17 protein-coding genes are annotated in these 18046 nt (G+C 71.9%); 7 read left to right on the top strand and 10 right to left on the bottom strand.

What is annotated here, in order from left to right:
- Positions 1–35: 35 nt before the first annotated feature.
- The 10 genes from ACFFXY_RS08570 to ACFFXY_RS08525 form a co-directional block, all read right to left on the bottom strand.
- Complete coding sequence (locus ACFFXY_RS08570; protein ID WP_382348395.1) at positions 36–2822, bottom strand: family 78 glycoside hydrolase catalytic domain; 2787 nt, start codon at positions 2820–2822, stop codon at positions 36–38.
- 20 nt (positions 2823–2842) lie between these two features.
- Positions 2843–3676 carry a carbohydrate ABC transporter permease gene (locus ACFFXY_RS08565; protein ID WP_382348392.1) on the bottom strand — a complete coding sequence of 278 codons (834 nt, stop codon included), beginning with the start codon at positions 3674–3676 and terminating at the stop codon, positions 2843–2845.
- Positions 3673–4572, bottom strand: coding sequence for a carbohydrate ABC transporter permease (locus tag ACFFXY_RS08560; protein ID WP_382348389.1), 900 nt, complete (start codon positions 4570–4572; stop codon positions 3673–3675). Before ACFFXY_RS08560 ends, ACFFXY_RS08565 begins: the two co-directional genes overlap by 4 nt.
- A gap of 5 nt (positions 4573–4577) precedes the next feature.
- Positions 4578–5876: an ABC transporter substrate-binding protein gene (locus tag ACFFXY_RS08555; RefSeq protein ID WP_382348385.1), complete on the bottom strand. Its 1299-nt coding sequence runs from the start codon at positions 5874–5876 to the stop codon at positions 4578–4580.
- A gap of 80 nt (positions 5877–5956) precedes the next feature.
- The gene (locus ACFFXY_RS08550; protein ID WP_382348382.1) at positions 5957–7027 is read right to left on the bottom strand and encodes a LacI family DNA-binding transcriptional regulator; all 1071 of its coding nucleotides are present in this window, start codon (positions 7025–7027) and stop codon (positions 5957–5959) included.
- 106 nt (positions 7028–7133) lie between these two features.
- Positions 7134–7865: an SDR family oxidoreductase gene (locus ACFFXY_RS08545; protein WP_382348379.1), complete on the bottom strand. Its 732-nt coding sequence runs from the start codon at positions 7863–7865 to the stop codon at positions 7134–7136.
- 86 nt (positions 7866–7951) lie between these two features.
- Positions 7952–8947, bottom strand: a complete 996-nt coding sequence (locus ACFFXY_RS08540) for an LLM class flavin-dependent oxidoreductase (protein ID WP_382348376.1) — start codon at positions 8945–8947, stop codon at positions 7952–7954.
- A gap of 335 nt (positions 8948–9282) precedes the next feature.
- Complete coding sequence (locus tag ACFFXY_RS08535; RefSeq protein ID WP_382348373.1) at positions 9283–9585, bottom strand: GNAT family N-acetyltransferase; 303 nt, start codon at positions 9583–9585, stop codon at positions 9283–9285.
- Positions 9586–9645: 60 nt separating this feature from the next.
- Entirely contained in the window at positions 9646–10188 is a 543-nt protein-coding gene (locus ACFFXY_RS08530) for an SUKH-4 family immunity protein (protein ID WP_382348370.1), read from the bottom strand.
- A complete protein-coding gene (locus ACFFXY_RS08525) occupies positions 10185–10922 on the bottom strand; it encodes a FadR/GntR family transcriptional regulator (RefSeq protein WP_359948868.1) in 738 nt (245 codons plus the stop codon). Before ACFFXY_RS08525 ends, ACFFXY_RS08530 begins: the two co-directional genes overlap by 4 nt.
- Before the next feature lie 221 nt (positions 10923–11143).
- Here ACFFXY_RS08525 and ACFFXY_RS08520 point away from each other — a divergent pair, with 221 nt between their 5' ends.
- The 7 genes from ACFFXY_RS08520 to ACFFXY_RS08490 all read left to right on the top strand — a co-directional run bounded on the left by ACFFXY_RS08520 (position 11144) and on the right by ACFFXY_RS08490 (position 17954).
- Positions 11144–12514 (top strand): MFS transporter, encoded by a 1371-nt coding sequence (locus ACFFXY_RS08520; RefSeq protein WP_382348367.1) that lies wholly within the window; start codon positions 11144–11146, stop codon positions 12512–12514.
- Positions 12511–14235, top strand: a complete 1725-nt coding sequence (locus ACFFXY_RS08515; RefSeq protein ID WP_382348364.1) for a dihydroxyacetone kinase family protein — start codon at positions 12511–12513, stop codon at positions 14233–14235. The genes ACFFXY_RS08520 and ACFFXY_RS08515 overlap by 4 nt, the downstream gene beginning before the upstream one ends.
- Positions 14228–14713 carry a ribose-5-phosphate isomerase gene (locus ACFFXY_RS08510; RefSeq protein ID WP_382348361.1) on the top strand — a complete coding sequence of 162 codons (486 nt, stop codon included), beginning with the start codon at positions 14228–14230 and terminating at the stop codon, positions 14711–14713. Before ACFFXY_RS08515 ends, ACFFXY_RS08510 begins: the two co-directional genes overlap by 8 nt.
- Positions 14713–15483: a triose-phosphate isomerase family protein gene (locus ACFFXY_RS08505; protein WP_382348358.1), complete on the top strand. Its 771-nt coding sequence runs from the start codon at positions 14713–14715 to the stop codon at positions 15481–15483. Before ACFFXY_RS08510 ends, ACFFXY_RS08505 begins: the two co-directional genes overlap by 1 nt.
- Positions 15480–16274, top strand: a complete 795-nt coding sequence (locus tag ACFFXY_RS08500; protein ID WP_382348355.1) for a sugar phosphate isomerase/epimerase family protein — start codon at positions 15480–15482, stop codon at positions 16272–16274. Before ACFFXY_RS08505 ends, ACFFXY_RS08500 begins: the two co-directional genes overlap by 4 nt.
- On the top strand, positions 16271–17128 hold the full coding sequence (locus ACFFXY_RS08495; protein WP_382348353.1) for a phosphogluconate dehydrogenase C-terminal domain-containing protein: 858 nt from the start codon (positions 16271–16273) through the stop codon (positions 17126–17128). The genes ACFFXY_RS08500 and ACFFXY_RS08495 overlap by 4 nt, the downstream gene beginning before the upstream one ends.
- Before the next feature lie 100 nt (positions 17129–17228).
- Positions 17229–17954, top strand: coding sequence for a DedA family protein (locus ACFFXY_RS08490; protein WP_382348350.1), 726 nt, complete (start codon positions 17229–17231; stop codon positions 17952–17954).
- Positions 17955–18046: the final 92 nt, after the last annotated feature.

Raw genomic sequence — 18046 nt, 5'->3', positions numbered from 1 at the left:
TGCACGATCCCGGGCTCTTGCCTTCCAGGTCGGCCTCAGTCGCGCTTGAGGTCCGCGAGCGCCTGCCCGACGCGGGCCAGGAGCCCGGCGTCCTGGAGTTCGGACCGGAGCGTGCGGTGCTCGGTCCACACCGCTCCCCGGCGCAGGCCGCGGGCCCGCTCCGGGTCGGCGGACTCGACGGCCCGCAGGACCGCCCCGTACGCCTCCGCGTCCTCGATGAGGTCCGACAGGCGCGCGTCGACCGTCAGGCCCGGCGAGCGCGGCTCCGTCCGCGGGTCGTCCACGGTCCACTCGTGGTCGCCCGAGCCGACCTCCTCGCTCGCGCGCCCCGGCAGGGTGACCAGCGCGGTCGTGTTCGGCGGAACCTGCGCGTGGACGACGATCCGCCCGTCGTGGACCTCCCAGCCGACGCGGGCCCGCCCGTACGGGGTCTCCAGCTCGGCCGCGGCCCGGTCCAGGCCCGCGAGCGGGACCGGGGCCACGGCGAGGCGCCGGTACCCGGGCTCCAGCGGCGCGAGCCCGGCGACGGTGCGGTGCAGCCAGTCGGCGATGGCCCCGAACGCGTAGTGGTTGAAGGAGGTCATCTCCCCCGGGTTGATCGTGCCGTCCTCCAGCATGGAGTCCCAGCGCTCCCAGATCGTGGTGGCGCCCATGGTCACCGGGTACAGCCATGACGGATTGTCGGTCTGGAGCAGCAGCCGCCGCGCGGTCTCGGCGTGGCCGGTGCGCGTGAGCGCGTCCTGGATGATCGGCGTGCCCACGAACCCGGTGCCGATCCGGTAGCCCGCGCGGCGCACGAGCCACGCGAGCCGCGCGCCCATCCGCTCCCGCACCGCGGGGTCGGTGACGAGGTCGAACTCGATCGCCAGCGCGTAGGCCGTCGGCGCGTCGGAGACGATGCGGCTGGCGGCCGTGACGTACTCGCGGACCCACGCCTCGCGCGCGGACTCGGCGAGCGCGCCGTACTTCGCGGCGTCCTCGGCGTGCCCGAGTTCGCTTGCGGCCCTGGCGGTGAGGGCCGCGGAGCGCTGGAAGTAGGCGCTGGCGACGATGTCGGGGTCGGTCTTGGCGCGGGCGGGGTCCTCCGGCGGGGCGTCGGGGTCGAGCCAGTCGCCGAACTGGAAGCGGCCCTCCCACAGGAGGCGGTCCCCGGCGAGGGCGGCGAGGTGGTCGGTCCAGGCGCGCATGCTCGGGTACTGGCGTTCGAGGACGGCGCGGTCGCCGAAGCGGTCGAAGAGGACGGTGGGGACGACGGTGGCGGCGTCGCCCCAGGCGGCGGCGGGGGTCTGGGCCCATTCGAGGACGTTGGGGACGATGAAGGGGACTGCGCCGTCGTCGAACTGCTCGCGGGCGAGGTCGTCGAGCCAGGAGGCGAGGAAGCCGTCGCAGTCGTAGAGGAAGCTGGCGGCGGGGGCGAAGACCTGGATGTCGCCGGTCCAGCCGAGGCGCTCGTCGCGCTGGGGGCAGTCGGTGGGGATGGACACGAAGTTGCCCCGCATGCCCCAGACGACGTTCTCGTGGAGGCGGTCGAGGAGTTCGTGGGAGGAGGAGAAGTGGCCGGTGCGCTCCAGGTCGGAGTGGACGACGATGGCGGTGACGTCGGCGGGGTCGAACTCGCCGGGCCAGCCTTGGATCTCGGCGTACCGGAAGCCGTGGAAGGTGAACTCGGGCTGCCAGGTCTCGGTGCCGTTCCCGGCGAGCGTGTACGTGTCGGTGGCTTTGGCATGGCGCAGGGGCCTGGTGCCGAGTTCGCCGTGTTCGAGGACTTCGGCGTGGCGGAGGACGACGGTGTCGCCTTCGCGGCCTTGGACGCTGATGCGCAGGTGGCCGACGAGGTTCTGTCCGAAGTCGACGACGGTGCGGCCCGAGGGGGTGGTGATGACCTCTTGGACGGGGAGTTCGCCGGTGGCGCGCACGGGGGGCGCGGTGGCGGGGACGGGGACTTGGGCCTTGGCGGTGTCGGGGCGGGCGTCGAGCCAGCGGGCGTCGTCGTAGCCGGGCGAGGACCAGCCGGGGAGGGCGCGGCGGGCGTCGTGCGATTCGCCGGCGTAGATGCCGCTGGCGGTGACGGGCCCGTCGGCGGTGGCGCGCCAGCCGTCGCCGGTGGCGACGACTTCGGTGGTGCCGTCGTCGTATTCGAGGTGGAGCTGCGCGGCGAAGGACGGGTACTTGCCGTAGAAGGGGCGGGCCTGGCCGTGGAAGCCGAAGCGCTCGGTGTACCAGCCTCCGGCGAGGTTGGCGCCGATGGCGTTGGGTCCTTCGCGGAGGAGATCGGTGACGTCGTTGGTCTCGTGGACGAGGCGTGAGCGGTAGGCGGTCCAGCCGGGTTTGAGGCGGTCGGCGTCGACGGGGACGCCGTCGATCTCGACCTGGTAGACGCCGCGGGCGGTGGCGTAGAGGGTGGCGGTTTCGAGGCCGGGCCTGACGGTGAACTCGCGGCGCAGGCGCATGGGCTGGCCGATGTCGGCGGGTTCGGGGACGGTGATGAACCTGGCGTGCCATTCGCCGTCGCCGAGGAATCCGGCGCGCACGTCGAGCGGCTCGCTCCAGTCCGATGTAGAGCCGTCGGCGCCGTGGACGCGGATGCGGACGCTGCCCTCCTCGCGGGGCTGGAGCGATTCGAAGGGCCATTCCACGAGGACGGAGTCGCGGCCCTCGACGCGGGCGACGGCGGCGGCTTCGCTTCGGCGCCATTCGATCTCGGCGCCGGCCTGGGTCCAGCCGGGTGCGGCGTCGGCGGTCTTCCACGACAGGCGGGGGCGGCTCGCGGCGGTGAACGGGGTGTCGGCGCGGTACTCGGCGCGCAGTCCGTAAACGTGCATCGGGTCTCCTGGTTCGGTATTCAGCCCTTGATCGCGCCGGTGGTGAGCCCGGCGACGATCTGGCGGTTGAAGAAGGCGTACATGACGAGCGGCGGGATCGTGATGAGCAGGATGTCCATGAACAGCAGGTTCCACTGGGTCGTGTACTGGCTCCTGAAGTTGTAGAGGGTGAGCTGGACGGTGGCGTGGTCGTCGCCGGGCAGGAAGTACAGCGGGTTCTGGAAGTCGTTGAAGACGGCCACGGACTGGACGATCACGGCGGTGACGATCACGGATCTGAGCAGCGGGAACACGACTTGGAAGAACAGGCGCACGGGCCCGGCGCCGTCGATGACGGCGGCCTCGTCGAGTTCGCGCGGGATGGTGGCGACGAAGGCCCGGAACAGCAGGACGCAAAAGGACAGCCCGTAGGCGACCTCGATGAGGACGAGGCCGTGGAGGGTCCGGAACAGGCCGAGTCCTTGCAGGACCCAGATGGTGGGGACGACCGCGGGCGGGATGATGAGCCCGGCGAGGACGAGCGCGTTCAGCCAGGGCGTCAGGCGGTTCGGGCGCCGCTGCATGACGTACCCGACCATGGCCGCGAGGACCACCATGATCGCGACGCTCGCGACGGTGAGGATCGTGGAGTTCACGAACGCGCCCAGGAGCATGTAGTCGCGTTCGCGGATGACCGCGAGGAAGTTCTCCCAGATCGCCCACTCGGTGGGGAGCGAGAACTCGCGCAGGGCCGCTTCGCCGCGGGTCTTGGCGGCGGTGAGGACGATGAACGCGAACGGGACGAGGAAGACCACCGCGGAGAGGACGATGGCGATGGCGCCGGGGAGGACTCCGGCGGTGCGGCGGCGCCTCAACGGTCCACCTCCTTGCGGTTGAGCTTCCAGTAGAGCGGGATCATGAACGCGGCGACGATGAGGAACAGGACGACGTTCCCGGCGCTGGACAGGCCCCAGAACCCGGCCTGGTACTGCTTGAAGATCACCGAGGCGACCACGTCGGAGGTGAAGCCGGGGCCTCCTTGGGTCATGGCCCAGATGAGGTCGAACGACCTGAGGCCGCCGATGAGCGAGAGGACGATGACGGTGGCGGTGGCGGGCCGCATGAGCGGGAGCGTGATGTGCCGCAGGCGTTGTGCGGCGGTGGCGCCGTCGACGCGGGCGGCCTCGAAGTACTCCTGCGGGATCGCCACGACCCCGGCGATGTAGATCAAGGTGGCCAGGCCCACGCCCTTCCAGACGTCCACGAGCGCGACGGAGATGAGCGCCAGGCCCGGGTCGGTGAGCCAGCCGGGCCCGTCGACGCCGAACACCGCGAGCGCCTGGTTGATGAGGCCGTCGCCGGGGTCCATGAGCACGGTGAAGGTGATGCCGACGCCGACGGTGCTCACCAGGGTCGGGAAGAACACGACGGAGCGCAGGTACCCGCGGGCGATGATCTGCGAGGTCAGGAACACCGCGAGGAACAGCCCGAGGACCACTTTCAGCCCGGAGGTGAGGACCCCGTATATGAAGGTGTTCACGAGGCCCTGGAACAGGTAGGGCTCGCTGAAGAACAGCGCGAAGTTCTCGAAGCCGATGAACTCGGTGCCGGTCATGTTCCAGCGGGTGAACGCGAAGTAGAACGACGCGATCGTGGGGGCGATGAACAGGACGCCGTAGACGACGCCCGCGGGGAGGTAGAACCAGAGCGGGTAGTGGCTCCGGTGGCCGCGGCGCCGCCGGGGCGGCGCCGCGATCGCCGTGGTGGACATGGGGCCTACCAGCCTTCGAGGCCGAGCTGCTGCGCCTGCTTCTTCACGTCCTCGTCGTAGAGGGACGCGGCGTCGGCGGCGTCGCGGATGCCCGAGCCCACCTCGACGGTGATCTGCTCCAGGGCCGGGCCCTTGACCGGGGAGAGGAACTCCAGGGCCGGGGCGGTCAGGCCGGTGTCGAAGTAGGTCTGGAGCTGGGCGACGGCCGGGGGCACGTCCTCGGGGACGGTGCAGCCCTCGATGAAGTACGGGCCGATGACGCTCGCTCCGGCGGTCTGCGCGTCGCAGCCCTCGGTGCTGGCGACGAACGCCAGGAAGTCCTTCGCCGCGCCCTGGTCCTCAGTGGACTGCGGGAGGTAGAGCGCGCCGGGCAGCCAGGTGGTGAGGCCCGCGTTCGCCGGGTCGGTCCCGGGCAGGGCGAAGAAGCCGATGCCGTCCAGGGCCGCGGGGTCGGTCGCCTCGATCTCGGTGAGCGCCGAGGTGAGCATCGGGTAGTGCGCGCCCTCGCCCGCGGCGAGCGCGGCGAGGCCCTCGGCGTAGGTGAGGGACGCGAAGTCCTCGTTGAGGAACCCGGCCTCGGCGACCTCCTGGAGGTGCTCGAACCCCGCTGCGGCCGCGGGCGTGTCGGCGAAGTGCGCCTCGTTCGCGGTGTACTCCTCGGCCCAGTCCGGTTCGGCCGCGAGGACGTTGTAGTTGTCGGCGAGGATGAACAGCTGCGAGGTCCACGAGGACTCGGTGCCGTACGTCTGGATCACCGGCGCGGCGGCCCCGGCGTCGAGGATCGCCTGGTTGTTCGCCATGAAGGCGTCCCAGGTGGTCGGCACTTCGAGGCCGAGCTCCTCGTAGACGGCGAGGTTGTAGAGGACGCCGCCGCCCACGGCGTGGCCGACGGGGACGCCGTAGAGCGCGTCGCCCGCGCTCACGCCGTCCTTGAAGGTGTCCGTCACGGCGTCCATGTAGGACTCGCCCGCGAGGTCGGTGAGCGTCTGGCCGGGCGCGAGGGCCTGGAGGAGCGACCCGGAGTTGTAGAAGAACAGGTCGGTCATGTCGTCGGTCTGCAAGCGGGTCTTGACGATGTTGTCGCCCTCGCCGCCGCCGGGGCGCAGCTCCAGCTCGATCTCGACGTCGGGGTGGGCGTCCGTGTAGGCGTCGGCGAGGGCCTGCATGAGCTGGCCGGTGGCCTCGGAGTTGTCGATGAGGATGTGCAGCGTGCCGTCGTCGCCGCCGGTCGAGCACCCGGTGAGGGCGAGCCCGGTGGCGAGGGCGGCTGCGGCCGCGGTGCGGCGAAGGGGTGTCGGGGACATGGTCGTGACCTCCATTGGTGACGCCATTGGAACGATTCATTCCAGAGGGATTGCATGGTGCGGTTGGGAAACGGGGACGGTCAGGTCCCGCCGACCGCGCGCAGTCGCGCGGCGCCGCCTCTCGGGCGGGGCGGGCGGGTGGAGGCGCGGACCACGAGTTCGGGCCGCACCACCTCGTGCCGGGGCTCGGCGCGCCCGGCGATGCGTTCGAGCAGCAGCTCGGCGGCGAGGCGGCCCATGCGCTCGCCGTGCTGGTCGACGGTGGTGAGCGAGATGCCCGGGTGGGCGGCGATCTCGATGTCGTCGTAGCCCGCGACCGACACGTCGGCCGCGGTGAGCCCGGCGTCGGCGACGGCGTGCAGGACCCCGAGCGCCGGTTCGTCGTGCGAAGCAAACACCGCGGTCGGGCGGTCCGGCTCGGCGAGCAGCCCCAGGGCCACGCGCCGGGACTCGGGCGCCCCGTTCGGGGAGCGCACGACGCGGATGCGGTCGCCGAGACCGGCCTCCTGCATCGCGTCCCGGTAGGCGTCAACCCGGATCGCCTGCGGCGCACCCGATCCGATCCCGGCGAACCCGGCCGCGGGGGTCAGGTGCGCGATGTCGCGGTGCCCCAGGTCGAGCAGGTGCCGCATGACCTGGCGCGCGCCCTCCTCGTCGTCGCTGACGACCGCGTCGTACTTGTCCGAGCGGTCGTGTCGCCCGATCATCACGACCGGGACGTTCGCGGCGAGCGCCTCCAGCCATTCGGGGTCGACCAGCGGCGAGACCGCGATGACCCCGTCCACCTGGCGGTCCACCAGCGCCTGGATGGCGCGGTAGCCCTCCCCGTGCTCGGGGTCGGCCGGGGCGATGATGAGCTGGTAGGGCGAGCCCGAGAGCGCGGCCGTCGCGCCCGCGAGGAGCTTGGGGAAGAACGGGTTCGACAGTTCGGGGATCTCGATCCCGACGGTGAACGTCGCCCCGCGCATCCCCCGGGCCGAGACGCTCGGGCGGTAGCCGAGCTTCTCGATCGCTTCGGCCACACGGGCTTTCATCGCGGGGCTGACGCCATACGCGTTCCGGATGACCTTGGAGACCGCCGCCCGGGAGACGCCCGCCTCGCGCGCGACGTCCTCGATGGTGACCGAGCCGGCCGACGGACGCGATGCCACTGGGAGCCTCCCTGGGGATTGGTGTAGATCAATCTACACAGACTGTAGACCGATCTACAAGAGGGAGGCTCGCACTTTCTTCCGTGGGAGCGCGGACGGATTTCGCCTAGTCGCGGGCCCAGGCGCCGGGGCCTCCGGCGAGGACCACCGCGCCGGTCTCCAGGTCGGCGGTCGCGGCGTCGGCCACGTGCCGCGCGAACTGCTCGACGGTGAGGAGCCCGCCGGCGGCCTCGCGGCGCTGCGCGATCGTGCCGGGCTGGGCGCGTTCGAGGAGCGTCGCGGTGATCGTGCCCTCGATCATGTCGCCGGAGACGGTCACGAAGCCGACGCCCGCGGCCTCGAACTCGGGGAGCATGGCGCGCAGGGCGTCCTCACCGGCGCGCTTGGAGCGGGCGACGGGCGCGTAGATCGCGAGCTCCTCGGTGGCCGCGAAGTGGGCCTGGTGGCTGGTGACGTAGACGATCCGGCCGCCCTTGGGCAGCAACGGGAGCGCGCGGGCGGCGAGGTCCACCTGGGCGTCGCGGTTGAGGCGCAGCGCGTAGTCGGCGTCCATGTCCTTCTCCAGGCCGCCGGAGGCGTTGAGGACGAGCACGTCGAGCCGGTCGATCCCGGCGAAGAGGCGGTCGAGGTCGGCGGCGTCGGTGATGTCGGCCTGCACGGCCGCCGCGGAGCCGCCCGCGGCCGCGACGGCGTCCACGACGGTGTTCGCGCGCTTCGCCTTGTCGCGGTAGTTGACCAGGACGTGCGCGCCCTCGGCGGCGAGGAGCCGCGCGGTGGCCGCGCCGATGCCCCGCGACGCTCCGGTGATGAGCGCGGTGGTGTCCGTCAGCTGTCCCAATGCCCTGGCCTCTCGTGAAGGTCGAATTCCGGGGACAGCCTAAGAGGCCCGCCGCGGGCGGCGGGCCTCCAGTGGTGCGCGTGTGACTAGGCCTTGACGCCCATGGCCTCGGCGGTGATCTCGACCGAGCGGATGCGGTCGGGGACCTGCTCGGTGTAGTGCGCGGTGATGAGCTCGTCGGCGCCGGTGGCGGCGGCGAAGGACTCCAGGAACGCGCGCACGTCCTCGGGGCCGCCGACCGCGGTGTACCGGGCCATGTTGGAGAGCTGCGCGCCCGCGGGCGAGGCCAGGAACGTGTCGATCTCGTCGTCGGTGTACTCGCGGCCCTCGGGCCCGCGGGCGATGAACGCGCGGGCGCGGTTGCGGAAGGCGATGCGGCGCTGGGCGTCGGCGCTCTCGTGGTCCTCGGCGGCGAACACGTTCACGCCCGCGATGAGGTAGGGCTCGGCAAGCTGCTCGGAGGGCTGGAACTGCTCGCGGTAGACGGCGACGGCCTCGTGGAGGGCGTCGGGCGCGAAGTGCGAGGCGAACGCGTACGGCAGGCCGAGGCGGGCGGCGAGCTGCGCGCCGAACAGGGAGGAGCCCAGGAGGTACAGGGGCACTTCGGTGTCGGCGGTCGGCACGGCCTGCACGCCCTCGATGAGGGACTTGCCGCGCAGGTAGCCCTGGAGTTCGAGCACGTCCTGCGGGAACGTGTCGGAGGAGGTCGCGTCGCGGCGGATCGCGCGCATGGTCTGCCGGTCGGTGCCGGGGGCGCGGCCCAGGCCGAGGTCGATGCGGCCGGGGAACAGCGATTCGAGGGTGCCGAACTGCTCGGCGATGACCAGCGGCGAGTGGTTGGGCAGCATGATGCCGCCCGCGCCGAGGCGGATCGTCTCGGTGTGCTCGGCGACGTGGCCGATGACGAGGCTGGTCGCGCTGGAGGCGATGGTCGGCATGGAGTGGTGCTCGGCGTACCAGACGCGTTCGTAGCCGGTGCGCTCGGCGGCGCGGGCGAGTTCGACGCTCGCGGCGAAGCTGTCGCGCGCGGTCCGTCCGGGCGCGATCGGCGCGAGGTCGAGGATCGACAGGGCTACGGGCATGGACGGCCGCCTTTCGGAGTTCGGGTTCGCCCTTCGGGCAACGCTCCCCGCGTCCCCGGCAATCCCGGACCGGGGTCCGTTTCCGCCATGACCCTCGTCACCGGTTCGGAGGGCGCCCCGCCCCTACTCCCGGGGCGCCCTGCTCGGGGAGGGGTCAGCGGGGCGGCCGCGGGAACGCGGGCGGCGTCCCGATCGCGGACTCGACGGGGTCGCTGGGGGTCTCGGGGCGGTGTCCGGTCATGTGCGGTCCGATCCTTGAGGAGTTCGACGGCTTCGGGTCGAATCCTGGCGCGGCGCTGCACGGGCGGCGCACGGATTCCGCACGGGTCCCGGTCTCAGTCCTCTTCGCCGAGGCGCGGGGCCCGGTCGTGGACGAGGTCGCCGTACTCGGGGTGGCGCTCGATCCATCCGGCGTAGAAGGGGCACACGGGGTGCACCCGCTCCCCCGCGCCGCGCGCGGCGTCGAGGGAGGCGCGGACGAGGGCCGTGCCGACCCCGGCGCCCTCGCGCTCGACTTCGGTGTGGAAGAACGTGATGGCGCCGTCCTCGCGCTCGTACTGCGCGAATCCGACCAGTTCTCCGTCGATGCGGGCCTCCCACCGGTGGCGGTCGGGTGCATCGGTGACTTCCACGGCCATGAGCGCTCCTTCACGTCTCGGGCGTCCTGCGGACCACCCTAGTTCGGTTTCCCGAGGGGGTTACCCCGAAGGAGCGAGTTCCCTCCACACCGCGGGCCACCACTGCTCGGCCTGGAACGCGAACGGGTCGACGGTGCCGAGGGTCGCGCGCAGGCCCGGGCTCAGGACGTCGGCGATCTCGTCCGCGCCGCGCTGCTTCTTGGCGGCCTCGATCTGCCACAGGAACTCCACGAACCAGCGGTAGGAGGAGTTGACGCCGCGCACGCCGCGGCTGCGGCGGTCGAACTGGAGGACTTCGCCGGAGCCCGCGTCGATCACGTACAGCAGGTTCGCCGAGCCGGGGACCGTGCCGAGCAGGACGAGCCGCGCGTCGACCGCAACACCCCCGGCCTGCAACTGGACCAGCGCGAACGGGGCGAGCGGCTCGGGCGCGCCGTCGGCGTCGTACACGCCGGGCACGAGGCGGGGCACCCAGTCGTCCTCGGGCAGGCCCGCGGCCGGGACGCCGAGTTCGAGGAGCCCGGCGCGGGGCAGCTCCATCAGATCGTCTGGGCCCCATACGAACGCGGTCTTGTCGGAGGGCGGCGTCGGCGGCATGGTCATCCTGCCTGTTCTGCGGCGAGGCGGATCGAGGCGGTGGCCATGTGGACGGCCATCGCGGAGGCGGCGGCGTCGTGGTCGCGGGAGGTGACGGCGCGGAGGATCGCGTCGTGCTCGTCGAGGGCGGTGCGGGCCTCCTCGGCGCCGGAGACGGCGCGGTCGGCGTAGACCTGGAGGAGGGAGCGCACGACGTCGAGCAGGTCGATGAGGACCTCGTTGCCCGCGGCCCGCGCGAGCGCGTTGTGGAAGTCGCGGTCGGCCTCGGCGAACGCGGCCAGGTCGCCGTCGGCGTCCCTCATGCGCGCGACGTGCCCGGCGAGCGCGGCGAGGTCGTCCTCGGAGGCGCCGGAGGCGGCGAGGCGGGCCACGTAGATCTCCAGGCCCGAGCGCAGTTCGAGGAGTTCGTCGGTCTTGCGGCGGCCGATGAGCAGGCCCCAGCGCAGCGTCTGCGGGAGCAGTTCGGAGGCGGTGCCGCGCAGGTAGGTGCCGGAGCCGGGGCGCACGTCGACGATGCCGAGGAGTTCGAGCGCGGCGAGGGCCTCGCGGACGGCGGAGCGGCCGACGCCGAGGGTGGTGGCGAGCTGCCGTTCGGCGGGCAGTCGCGTCCCGGGCTCGATGGAGCCGCTGGTGAACAGGTCGAGGAGCTGTCGCGCGACCTCCGAGACCGGGCTGCTGCTCGGCAGTGCGCCGAGCGAGGCGGCGATGTCGGCGGCGCGGTCTCCTGGGTAGGCGGGCATGCAAGAAACTTACCGTCCCTTTGCGCGGCGAAACCACCCTTCCGACCCCGATGCGACGCCGGTCAACCCGCGGCGGGCCGGGTCGAGGGCCGGTCCGGGGATTCTCCGCAACCGCTGCGAGCTGGCCGTTCATTACAAGATGATCAACATGTGGGACATCACGTTGCAATTGGTCAACCGGTTAGCCAATATGGGAGACGCCCCCGTTGCCATCAGAGCCGATGTCAGGAGACACCGTGAACCGGTCCGCAGCCCCCGAAGCGCCGCCCGTAGCCCGCAGCGCCATCCGCAAGGTCTCGATCCGCCTCGTGCCGTTCGTCGCCTTGATGTTCTTCATCAACTACCTCGACCGCACCGCGATCGGGTTCGCCGCGCCCAACGGCATGAACGGGGACCTGGCGCTCTCCGCCGCCCAGTTCGGCTTCGCGTCCGGCGTGTTCTTCATCGGCTACATCCTGCTGGAAGTGCCCTCCAACCTGGCGCTCCACAAGTTCGGCGCCCGCCGCTGGCTCGCCCGCATCATGGTGAGCTGGGGCGTCGTCGCGCTCCTGTTCACGTGGGTGCAGAACTTCGAGCAGCTCGTGGCCCTCCGCTTCCTCCTCGGCGTCGCCGAGGCCGGGTTCTTCCCCGGCGCGATCCTGTTCTTGAGCCTGTGGGTGCCCTCGCAGTACCGCGGCCGCATCCTCATGCTGTTCTACCTGGCCCAGCCCCTGACGACGGTGATCGGCGCGCCCCTGGCCGGCGCCCTCATCCAGCAGCACGGCGTGTTCTTCGGCCTCGAAGGCTGGCGCTTCATGTTCATGGGCGTCGCGGTCCCGGCGATCGTCGTCGGCCTCATCGCCTGGTTCTACCTGAAGGACAAGCCCGCCGACGCCAAGTGGCTCACCCCCGAGGAGCAGACCTGGCTCACCGGCGCCCTCGAAGCCGAGCGCGAGACCACCGAGGCGCACGGCGAGCACCCGTCCGTCAAGCACGCCTTCAAGAGCGGCCGCGTCTGGACGCTGTCCTTCATCTACTTCGGCTTCATCTACGGGCTGTACGCGCTCGCGTTCTTCCTGCCCACGATCATCGACGGCTTCCAGGCCGCGGCCGGCACCGAGTTCGACGTGTTCGAGAAGGGCCTCATCACCGCGATCCCGTACCTGCCCGCGGCCGTCGCCATGTACTTCTGGTCCAAGGACGCCTCCAAGCGCGGCCTCAAGACCTGGCACATCGCCGTCCCGGCCGTCCTCGGCGCGGTCTCGATCCCGCTCGCGCTGCTCGTGGACTCGCCCGCGGCGACCATCGCGGTCATCACCGTGACGGCCTGCGCGATCTTCGCGGCGCTCCCGAACTTCTGGACGCTCCCGACCCGCTTCCTGACCGGCGCCGCCGCCGCGGCGGGCGTCGCGCTCATCAACACCGTGGGCAACCTCGCCGGGTTCAGCGCCCCGTACATCACCGGCGCCGTCCACGACTGGACCGGCGGGTACGAGGTCGCGATGGCCGTCGTGGGCGGGTTCATGCTCCTGTCCGCGGTGCTCATGGTGGCGCTCGCGCGCCGCGACAAGCGCAGCGCGGCCCCGGACCTTGAGGAGGCGGGCGCGCGATGACCCGGATCTGGAACGACCCCGCCGACTTCGCCGACGAGATGACCGACGGCTTCGCGGCCGCGAACGGACGCCACGTGCAGCGCGTGACCGGCGGCGTCGTCCGCGCCACCGAGTCCCCCCGCGGCCAGGTGGCCGTGGTGGTCGGCGGCGGGTCCGGGCACTACCCGGCGTTCGGCGGGCTCGTCGGCCAGGGCCTCGCGCACGGCGCGGCCATGGGCAACCTGTTCGCCTCGCCTTCCGCGCAGCAGATCCAGGCGGTCGCGAAGGCCGCCGACAACGGCGGCGGCGTGCTGTTCGCGTACGGGAACTACGCCGGGGACGTGCTCAACTTCGACGCGGCCCAGGAGCACCTGCGCGCCGAGGGCGTCCCGTGCGCGACGGTCGCCGTCACCGACGACGTCTCCAGCGCCGCTTTGGAAGAGCGCCACAAGCGGCGCGGCATCGCCGGGGACCTCGCGGTCTTCCGCATCGCCGCCGCCGCGGCCGAGGCCGGGCACGACCTCGACGGGGTCGAGCGCCTCGCGCGCCTCGCCAACGAGCGCACGCGCTCGTTCGGCGTCGCGTTCTCCGGGTGCACGCTCCCGGGCGCCGACGAGCCGCTGTTCTCGGTCCCCGAGGGCCGCATGGCGATCGGGCTCGGCATCCACGGCGAGCCGGGGATCGGCGAGACCGACGTCCCCACCGCCGACGGCCTCGCGGAGCTGCTCGTCGCGAAGCTGCTGGAGGAGGTCCCCGACGGGACCGCCGCCGCGGGCGCGCGGGTCGTGCCGATCCTCAACGGGCTCGGGTCGCTCAAGTACGAGGAGCTGTTCGTCGTCTACCGGCGGGTCGCGCAGCTCCTCGAAGCCGCGGGGATCGTCATCGTGGACCCGCACGTGGGCGAGTACTGCACGAGCTTCGACATGGCCGGGACCTCGCTCACGCTGTTCTGGCTCGATCAGGAGCTCGAAGCGCTGTGGGAGACCCCGGTGGACGCCCCGGCGTACCGCCGCGGGTCCGTGAACCCGGCGCAGCTCAAGGCCGCCAAGGGGAACGCCGCCGCCGACGCGGACGCCGTCCCCGAAGCCGACGAGGCGTCCCGTGAGGCCGCGGGCGTCGTCCGCGCCGCCCTGGGAGTCATCGCGGCCACCATCGACGCCAATGTGGACGAACTCGGCCGCATCGACGCCGTCGCAGGGGACGGCGACCACGGGATCGGCATGCAGCGCGGCGCGAAAGCCGCCCTCACCGCCGGGACCGCAGTGGACGCGGGCGCGGGCACCACCCTGGCCCGCGCCGCCGCGGCCTGGGCCGACAAGGCCGGGGGCACCTCCGGGGCGCTATGGGGCGTGATCCTCTCCAGTGTCGCGAACCGGCTGGGCGACAACGGGAAGCCGACGCTCGCCGACCTCACGGCCGGAGTCGCCGACGGCGCCAAGGGCGTCATGGACTACGGCAAGGCCGAGGTCGGTGACAAGACCCTGGTCGACGCGCTCGTGCCGTTCGCCGAAGCGCTGCAACGCAACGCGGACGCCGGAGCCGACCTCCCCACCGCCTGGAAGGCCGCCGCCGAGGACGCGGCCCGCGCCGCCAAGGCCACCGCGGACCTGCTGCCCCGCATGGGCCGCGCCCGCCCGCACGCCGAGAAGAGCCTCGGCACCCCCGACCCGGGCGCCCACTCCCTCGCCTTGATCGCCACCGCGATCGGCGAACTGCTCGAAGGAAGGAACGACCATGCCTGAGCCCCTGCGCCCCGCACCGCTGCGGATCGTCGTCGGCAGCGACGACGCCGGCTTCGACTACAAGGAGATCCTCAAGCGGGACCTCGAAGGCCACGCCGGAGTGGCGTCCGTAGTGGATGTCGGCGTGGACGCCGAGGGCCACACCCCGTACCCGAAGGTCGCCATCGAGGCCGCCCAGCGCGTCGCAGACGGCGAGGCCGACCGGGCCCTCCTCATCTGCGGCACCGGCCTCGGCGTCGCCATCGCCGCCAACAAGGTCCCCGGCATCCGCGCCGCCACGGCCCACGACAGCTTCTCCGTCGAACGCAGCGTGCTCTCCAACGACGCCCAGGTCCTCACCATGGGCCAGCGCGTCATCGGCGTCGAACTCGCGCGCCGCCTGGTCCGCGAGTGGCTGGACTACCGCTTCGACCCGCAGAGCGCCTCGGCCGAGAAGGTCGCAGTCATCGGCGAGTTCGAGACGACCGGGTCCTGCTGATGGCGCCGGTGGTGGTCGGGGTGAGCCTGAAGATGTACTTCGGGCACGCCGCCGCGAAGGACTGGTTCGGGCGCGTCGCCGACCGCGTGCGCGCGCACCCGGGCCTGGCCTCGGGCGCGGTCGAGCTGTTCGTGATCCCGACCTACCTCCAGATCCTCCCGGCCCGGGAGGCGTTCGCGCACATGCCGGTCCGCATCGGCGCGCAGGACGTGGCGGTCGCGGACTCGGGCCCGTTCACCGGCGAGGTGAGCGCCGCCGAGCTCGCGGAGGTCGGCGTGTCGATCGCGGAGATCGGCCACGCCGAGCGCCGCCGCCTCTTCGGCGAGACCGACGACGCCGTGGCGGCCAAGGCCGCCGCCTCGCTGCGCTCCGGCGTGACCCCGCTGGTGTGCGTCGGCGAGTCGGAGCACTTGGGCCCCAAGGCTGCCGCGGCGGCCACGATCGCGCAGCTGCGCCGCAGCCTGTCGGGCGCACCGGCCGGTCCGGTCGTGGTGGCGTACGAGCCGGTGTGGGCGATCGGCGCGGCCGAGCCCGCCCCGGTGGAGCACATCGGCGCGGTCACTTCGGCTCTGCGTACTGCCCTCGACATCGCGCCCGACCGCGCGGGCTCGACCGTCATCTACGGCGGCTCCGCGGGCCCCGGCCTGCTGACGGCCCTGGGGCGGTCGGTCGACGGCCTGTTCCTGGGCCGCTTCGCGCACGACCCGGAGAACCTGGTCGCGGTGCTCGACGAAGCGACGGCTCTGGCCGAAAGCCGTGTGGCGTCATGATCGGCCTGGGCACGTACGCCTTCTTCTGGCAGCACTCCGACCGGATGGAGCGCCCGCTCTCGCTAGTGGACGCCTTCGAGGCGACTCGGGAGCTGGACGTGTCGCTGTTCCAGATCTGCGATTACGCGCCGCTGGAGACGATGAGCGACCGCGAGCTGCGGGAGGCCGCGGCGGAAGCCCGCGGCTTGGGCCTCCGGATCGAGCTGGGCACCAAGGGCATCGAGCCCGAGCGCCTGTCCCGCTTCCTGGCCGTCGCCGAGATCTTCGACGCGAAGCTGTTGCGGAGCATGGTCACCGGCCCGGACTCGTCTCCGACCCTCCCCCAAGCCCTCGCATGGCTGACCGAGTCGCTCCCGGCATACGAGGCCGCGGGCGTGACGCTCGCGCTCGAAACGTACGAGCAGGTCGCAACGGAGAAGCTGGTTGAGCTGGTGTCGGCCGCCGGGAGCCCGAACATAGGCGTCTGCCTGGACCCGGCGAACGTCGTAGCTCGGCTCGAACACCCCCGGGAAGTAGTGGAACTCGCTGCCCCGGTCACGGTCAACGTGCACGTCAAGGACTTCGCGTTCGCCAGGCAGGACGGCTGGGTGGGGTTCACCTACTCGGGCGCGGCGATGGGGACCGGCCTGCACGACTACCCGCACCTGCTGCGGGAGGTGCGCCCGCGCGAGCGCGGCGTCAACGAGATCGTCGAGCACTGGCTGTCGTGGCAGGGCGGCGCCGAAGCGACCGTCCGCGCCGAGCAGGCCTGGACACGAACCACAGTGGACTATTTGAGGAGCATCCGATGAGCACCGAGACCTACAACATCGCCGTGATCGGGGCGGGCGGCAAGATGGGCATGCGCGTCTCCAACAACCTGGTGAAGACCGCGCACACCGTCGCCTACGTGGAGAACTCCCCCGCCGGTCGCCAGCGCACGACCGACGCGGGCCGCGAGCTGACCGACCTCGCCGCGGCCGTGGCCGACGCCGACATCGTGGTCTTCGCGGTCCCGGACCTGGCACTCGGGGCGGTGACGGCCGAGGCGGTGCCGCAGATGAAGGCTGGCGCGATCGCGCTGACCCTGGACCCGGCCGCCGCCTACGCGGGGCTGCTGGCCAAGCGCGAGGACGTCGTGCAGGCCGTGGCGCACCCGTGCCACCCGTCGATCTTCTTGCAGCGCACCACGCCCGAGGAGTACGCGGACACCTTCGGCGGCATCGCGGCCCCCCAGGACGCCATCGCCGCCGTCGAGTCCGACGACCCGGCCGCCAAGGCGGTCGTGGAGGCCACGGTCCGCGCGATCTACGCCCCGGTGATCGACGTGCACTGGGTCACGGTGAAGCAGCTCGCGCAGTTGGAGCCGACCCTCGTGGAGACCATCGCGTGCATGGTCGGCGCGCTCCTCAAGGAGTCCCTGGACGAGGCCGTCAACACGATGGGCGTCCCCGAGGCCGCGGCCCGCTCGATCCTCCTGGGCCACACCCAGGTCGCCCTCGCCAACGGCCTCCGCGGCGACAACCCGTTCAGCGAGGCGTGCCTCATCGCCATGGACTACGGCCGCGAATCCATCGTCAAGCCCGACTGGAAGAAGATCTTCCAAGACGACGAACTCGACAAGAACCTCGCCCGCATGCTCCACCTCGACAAGATCGAGCGCTAACAGACCCGAAAGGCCCCGGAACGCCAGGTCAAGACGTGTGCGGCACTCCGGGGCCTTTCGCCCCCGGCCGTTCGGGGTTCGGGTCGGTAGCATGGCGCGCATGCTTCCCGCCTGGCTCGATCCCGAACACCTGCTCACCGCCTTCGGGCCGTACGTCGTGGTCGGCCTGTGTCTGGTCATCTTCGCCGAGAGCTCCATTTTCCCGGTGCTGCCGGGCGACTCGCTGCTGTTCACCGCGGGCCTGTTCGTGACGCAGGGGTCGATCGGCGCGCCGCTGTGGCTGGTGTGCGTGCTGGCGACCGCGGCGGCCGTGGCAGGGAACGTCGTGGGGTACTTCATCGGCTTCAAGGCGGGCCCGGCGCTGTTCCGGCGCAGGGATTCGCGGTTCTTCAAGCGCGAGCACGTGGAGAAGACCCACGCGTTCCTGGAGAAGCACGGCCCGAAGGCGATCATCCTCGCCCGTTTCGTGCCGTTCGTACGGACCTTCATCACCTGGATCGCCGGGATCGGCCGCATGGACGCCCGCAAGTTCTTCCTGCACTCCACGATCGGCGGCATGCTGTGGGCGGCCGGGATCATCCTCCTCGGCGCGGCGCTGGGGAACATCCCGGCGATCGGCGAGCACATCGAGTCGATCTTCATCCTCATCGTGCTCGTCTCCGTGGTCCCCATGGCCGTCGAGGCCATACGCGCCCGCCGCGCCAAACCCGCCCTGGCCGCCGACGCCACGATGATCCTCCCCCTCCCCCGCCCGCCCTTCCGCCCCGGCCAGGACGACACGGTCCAGTTCAGGGCCGTGCGCCCCGACCGCGACCCGCGGCGCTAGCCCGCTCACAGCCCCAGGTGCACGGAAGCGTCGATGCGGAATCCGTGCGGGATCTGTGCAGGTCACCGAGATGCTCGGACCACACGAAGCAC

The sequence above is a fragment of the Glycomyces mayteni genome (assembly GCF_042428885.1).
GTDB lineage: Bacteria > Actinomycetota > Actinomycetes > Mycobacteriales > Micromonosporaceae > Glycomyces > Glycomyces mayteni.
The sequence above is the reverse complement of the archived record's forward strand: the minus strand, read 5'-3'. Positions and strand labels throughout refer to the sequence as shown.